This is a genomic window from Pseudoalteromonas sp. P1-26, assembly GCF_001401795.1.
Classification (GTDB): domain Bacteria; phylum Pseudomonadota; class Gammaproteobacteria; order Enterobacterales; family Alteromonadaceae; genus Pseudoalteromonas.
Window position 1 is genome coordinate 1 of the sequence record NZ_LKDX01000089.1, and the last position, 4,902, is coordinate 4,902.

At 34.0% G+C, this 4,902-nt stretch carries 7 protein-coding genes; 6 read left to right on the forward strand and 1 reads right to left on the reverse strand.

Features of this window, described 5'->3' with window-relative positions; translation table 11 throughout:
• Positions 1-64 precede the first annotated feature (64 nt).
• Positions 65-553, reverse strand: coding sequence for a hypothetical protein (locus tag AN394_RS20755; RefSeq protein WP_055022463.1), 489 nt, complete (start codon positions 551-553; stop codon positions 65-67).
• 557 nt (positions 554-1,110) lie between these two features.
• On the opposite strand from AN394_RS20755, the gene AN394_RS20760 reads away from it, so the two are divergent.
• From AN394_RS20760 to AN394_RS20785, 6 genes are all read left to right on the forward strand, one after another.
• Positions 1,111-1,707: a hypothetical protein gene (locus AN394_RS20760; RefSeq protein WP_152968964.1), complete on the forward strand. Its 597-nt coding sequence runs from the start codon at positions 1,111-1,113 to the stop codon at positions 1,705-1,707.
• 179 nt (positions 1,708-1,886) lie between these two features.
• Positions 1,887-2,312, forward strand: coding sequence for a hypothetical protein (locus AN394_RS20765; RefSeq protein WP_054562456.1), 426 nt, complete (start codon positions 1,887-1,889; stop codon positions 2,310-2,312).
• Between the two features lie 195 nt (positions 2,313-2,507).
• On the forward strand, positions 2,508-2,846 hold the full coding sequence (locus AN394_RS20770; RefSeq protein WP_054562455.1) for a hypothetical protein: 339 nt from the start codon (positions 2,508-2,510) through the stop codon (positions 2,844-2,846).
• A 449-nt stretch (positions 2,847-3,295) separates the two neighbouring features.
• Positions 3,296-3,799, forward strand: a complete 504-nt coding sequence (locus AN394_RS20775; RefSeq protein WP_055022465.1) for a hypothetical protein — start codon at positions 3,296-3,298, stop codon at positions 3,797-3,799.
• Positions 3,800-3,928: 129 nt separating this feature from the next.
• The gene (locus AN394_RS20780; RefSeq protein ID WP_152968965.1) at positions 3,929-4,111 is read left to right on the forward strand and encodes a hypothetical protein; all 183 of its coding nucleotides are present in this window, start codon (positions 3,929-3,931) and stop codon (positions 4,109-4,111) included.
• Between the two features lie 54 nt (positions 4,112-4,165).
• Positions 4,166-4,902 (forward strand): hypothetical protein (locus AN394_RS20785; protein ID WP_055022467.1); only part of this gene is annotated, 737 nt, incomplete at its 3' end.

The window sequence follows — 4,902 nt, forward strand, 5'->3', positions numbered from 1 at the left end:
TCTGGTAAAAAGTACCTGACCATGGATGGAGCTGAATAGGTGAAATCAGAGGGTAAACTGGAAATTACAGACGAATTGTTGCTTTATCCCTAGGTTGTGGATCGTTAATATCGTAGCCGCTTTTGGTGCGTGTAAAATTCCATACGGCCTCAACATTAAGTAAATCTTCTCTTTTAAGTGTTCGTGCTTTTCTGTCATCGAATAAAAGTGCAGGCAGGTAAACCTGTTCTTGGTTTATTTTAATTTCGCACAAGGGAGATTCATGGATGAAATAACGCTTATTGGCAATAAACATCTGAATTAAAAAGTAACTGAGATATGTAATGATCACAGCGGCAATTGCACCTGCACCGGATTGTGTTTTCCAAACAAAGTGGCAAGCAATGATGAATATAGCACCAGTGATTAATTTTGCTTTGAATTTCTGTGCTTTAGGTAAAGGGACTGCGCATCTCAAGATAGGTATTTCAAGTTGCACTTTCGTTTTTATGAAAGTCTGAAAAAAGATTGAGTTAAAGTTATCACGGGTTAATTTAAAAGTAGGCGCTTCCATGTGTCCTCGATTACTGATTTAGTGTTGGGCGTAAAATAGCAAATGCAGTGCTTTACTATCAACTAAAACACCAGATTGTGTTTAAGTTTGGTTGGAGCATAACTTGCTTTTTATTGGTATAGTAAGTTACTGATAAATATGTAAATGTGAGCTGGTGAAATGATAGATTATTTTCTTATTATTTTGATGGTACTTTCGGCTGTTTTATTTTTGTTTGTAATGGTTTTGTTTATCTTAGCTCCAAAATTCGCAAAAAAGAGCTTTTCATAAACTACTACAGTGGAACAGGTGCAATTTATCATGGTTTTAAACTGTTCAAAGTTGAATCCTATCGGGAAGACAAAGTGTGGGTTTGTAAAGCCATTAAATACTCATCTATAGCAATTGTAGTAATGTTTTTCATTATGGTTATTTTTAATAAAATTGAATGGAGTTCAACAGAGCTAGGAGTCGGTTCTTGTTTTCCTTTCGTGGATTATGGTTAAGCACTATGCCAAAAAACGTAATGGTTTTTTCTGAGCTAATCGTAGAGTTTCAAATTAAATGGTGGAGTTACTATGAGGTATTTAATTTTTATCCTTTTATTTCAAAGCGGCATTTGCATGGCGTTACAGCCTATATCTGAATATTGTGAAGACTCTTATCTGTTAGGCCGAATCGGAGGTGATATTTTTACAGCAAAAAAATGCCTAGTATATGGTTACACTGCTGAGGATATGACTTTCTTTAAGAATAGAAACACAAGTATTGAATTCGATGATATTAAACCTTCAATAGAAAAGTTTATCAATATTGTCAATTCTGAAGTAGATTCATTTTTAGATAAACAAAAAGCTTTTGATGAATACACTGAAGTGATAGATAGTTTCTCAGTGCCTCTATTTGGGAGCTATGATGAATTCGAAGATGCTAAAGCTTCATTAGTATTTTCGATTAACTACACAACTAGTTGTAACATATCAGTGTTAGATTACAGTGGAGGTGATAAATTTATGATTGGATATAAACTAAATCGAATGACTGATGAAGGTAAATACAACTATGATTATTTGTATATAGAGCTCCCTAAAGAAGCAAAAATAAATAAAGCGGATAGTGATGGTTTAATAGATGCTTTTTGTCATAATGATTTAAGCTTTAAAAATAAAGAATAATGGTAAGTAGCTTTTATCTACAAAGAGGTTAAGCTACATTTTCCTTCTAAATTATAATACCCACTTCAGTTCAGTCTTTAGTTGAGGTCAAAAAAGAAAGACCTTTCGCTATGAAGACTGGCCGTTATATTGATAATCCATAACCTCTATTTAATTTTTCAAATTTAATGAGTGTTTTTATGAGAGTCTTCGGAAAAATATTTTTAGTTGTCTTTTTTGTGTTAACTTTATTTTGGTACATAACAAAAGATGCTGGTGTATTTATCAAAAATCAGTTTGAGCCTTTTTATTTTCACTTTGATACAGAATTTAGTTCAATAAGAACACAGGAAGGTGTTGCCTACTCTGAGTACACTTATGATCAAGGTTTTAAATCAGTATTGATTGGCGCCGGAGATGAATTTGAAAGTGGTACTTTATTTTTTGACGGTGGACTTTTAATTATAGAAGTCAGTCTTTTTAAAAAGTTTTTGGGTTTTTCTGATTATTGCCTTATTTCAGCAAAGTTTAGAGGTGAGAAGGTATTAGTTTTGAAGACGAGCGCTGAATATGCCGGTGCTGAATTTGGAGGGAAAGTCGATTATAAGTGTAATTTTGATAAGTAAAGAGACATGGTTATCTCTGCCATCATCATAAAAAATGTACACCAAAATTTGAGAATAAGGTTAAGCTTTACTTTCCCTAACTGAATTATGAAAACCATTTAAATTAAGCTATTAGTTGAGAGCAAAGTAAAAGTCCTGCCCTCATATGTGCATATCGCACACTTGCACAATTAATAAAGGAATATAGGTAATTCAATGGAGCAATCTTCAAATAACAAAGCGTTAGCTTGCTTTATTTTGTATGGTGCACCCCTTGTACTTTTAGCTAAACATGGCTGGCAATTAGGTATTTTGATGTGCTTATTGTTTCTGGGGAGCTATAGCCTTTTGCCCCACATTAAAAATATTCGTAGTAATGTCAGAACATTAGATAAGCATGTTTTTGTATCGTATATTGTTGTAATTGCTTTATTTGCAGCAGTTGATATGTTTTCTAAACCTCATTACTGGAAAACTATTATCATTTTGATACTTGGATTTCTTTCACTAGTCCAATTGAAAAAGTTGCAACAATATTTTTTAGAAATGGGATGATTATGCATACTAAGAGGGGTTAGTCTTACAGTTTTACAAATTTTGATGAGCAAGTTACTTTTTAGTTATTAGTGACAGTCAGGACTTAAAACTTACTCTAGGTTTAAAGCACTATTTTCATATAAACAAACAGGGTCAGGTCTTTCTTTTTGCCTTTAAGCTAGTCCAATGTCATATATAAGCAATGTTTAATAAAAGTCATCAAAATGCTGAGCATTTTGTGATGGGCAAGCACAAACTCCAGAATGGATTGAAATCGACAAAATGTTACTCCAATTTGGCAAATCTAAAGCAACATCAAGGCGTAAGTTAGCGGTAATTGTCGAGCAAAGAAAAGAGTTGGGTGATTATTTTCAATTACGCTATTCGCGTGTAAGTAAGATGGTGGCAAAAAGCAAGACCTGTCCCCATGGTTGAGCGAAATACTTACACTAGACGAGGGAAGACATATGAAATTCCATTACGCTAAAAAAACGTTAACATTATGCCTAGTGTTGCTATCGTTTGCTTCCTTTGCAAATCCTTTAACGACGAACCTCACATGTACTCCAAAAGAAAGCAAGGTTCCATTGATTGTTAAGTTGGATAAATCATTAACAGCAAAATCAAAAGAGTATGTTTTCCACTATCAGAATAACTTTTCTGGTTGGGTATTTGAATCATATCTGTTCATTGGAGAGGTTAATGGTGACTACGTTATTGTCAGTGCAGGAAGTGGACTGGCGAAAAGGACGACCTCTATCACAAAGGCTGAATACGTCCGCATACGGAATAATGTGATAAAAAGTACAAGCTATAAAATTAGTAGTCCGATTACAGAGAACCAAGAATTCTGCCAGTATTTCGATATCGATGGTAAAAAAAGAGTTGTCTTAGATGAAGAGAATTCAGACCCTATGTTGAGGAAGCTAAGAAAAGAGCTTGATGCACTTATCATTTATCGTAAAGAATGAGAAAAAATAGGGCCGCGTCTTGCCTTTTTCCTATTTATTGCGGAACAAAAAGCTTTTAGTTCGCAGCCAATCCCAGTAGAACTGCGCACTTGCTAGCAGCAGGTCGTGCAATTTATGTCGGTGCTGCTAATGGGGAAAGCACAAGCTCAAGAATGGCTTTATATCGATAAAATGTTACTCCTATTTGGAAAATCTAAAGCAACATCAAACCTTAAGTTTGCGCTATTTGTCGAGCAAGGAAAAGAGTTAGGTGATTATTTTCAATTAAGCTATTCGCGTGTAAGTAAGATAGTGGTAAAAAGCAAGACCTGACCCCTAGATGCTTGCTGACACTGCTACAATCTCAATGACTCCAGCAGGTAAATAATGGACAAAATATTAGAAAAATTTTTACGAAAGCGTAAGCTGGCGATAAAAAATCCTGAAAAGTATAGAAAGGTTTATATAAATAATACAAAAGAGCTTAATTTTTATATTGAGCAAGGAGAAACGAAAAACGGTGTTCCTATAAATGAAAAATTACCATTTTTTAACTGGGAGGTATTAAATACGGAACTGTTAATTCCATGTGATTATTATGAGATGGATGCACAAGCTAGTTTTGTAGATGATAATTTACTAGATTTAGGTAAATTAAATATATGTTTAAGTTATGGATATTACATGCTTACAATACAAAGCTATAAGTTCAAGCGCTTTAGATATCGCTTTAGTCGTGAACCTTTAAGGTTGGTATCACCAACATCGGTATTTCAGCTAAGTATTGCAGTGATATTGAATAATAATGAATATGCTCGCCAAATTTATACGTTATTTCAAGCAGGTTACATGAAGCACTGGGTGAATAGATCAAAAAGTCATATTGGTGATTTTATTATCTTGCTGTTTGATAGGGCCAAAGGTGACAATAACCTAAAACCGATCGTAGATGATTTTGCTTACCAATCTATTATAGATAACTGGGATAGTACAGACTTAACAAAAGTTACCTCTTATCTAAATCAGTTATGTGACGATCAAGTCGCTCAGGTTGCATCACCACCGAGTAAGATGTTTTTTGAGTTCGATAATATGAACTGGCAATTTACACCTTATGCTGCACT

What these genes read in the sequence shown, in the direction of transcription:
- AN394_RS20770 (WP_054562455.1), top strand. Translation starts at nt 2,508, where the DNA reads ATGGAGCAATCTTCAAATAACAAAGCGTTAGCTTGCTTTATTTTGTAT.
- AN394_RS20765 (WP_054562456.1), top strand. Translation starts at nt 1,887, where the DNA reads ATGAGAGTCTTCGGAAAAATATTTTTAGTTGTCTTTTTTGTGTTAACT.
- AN394_RS20780 (WP_152968965.1), top strand. Translation starts at nt 3,929, where the DNA reads ATGGGGAAAGCACAAGCTCAAGAATGGCTTTATATCGATAAAATGTTA.
- AN394_RS20775 (WP_055022465.1), top strand. Translation starts at nt 3,296, where the DNA reads ATGAAATTCCATTACGCTAAAAAAACGTTAACATTATGCCTAGTGTTG.
- AN394_RS20760 (WP_152968964.1), top strand. Translation starts at nt 1,111, where the DNA reads ATGAGGTATTTAATTTTTATCCTTTTATTTCAAAGCGGCATTTGCATG.
- AN394_RS20755 (WP_055022463.1), bottom strand. Translation starts at nt 553, where the DNA reads ATGGAAGCGCCTACTTTTAAATTAACCCGTGATAACTTTAACTCAATC.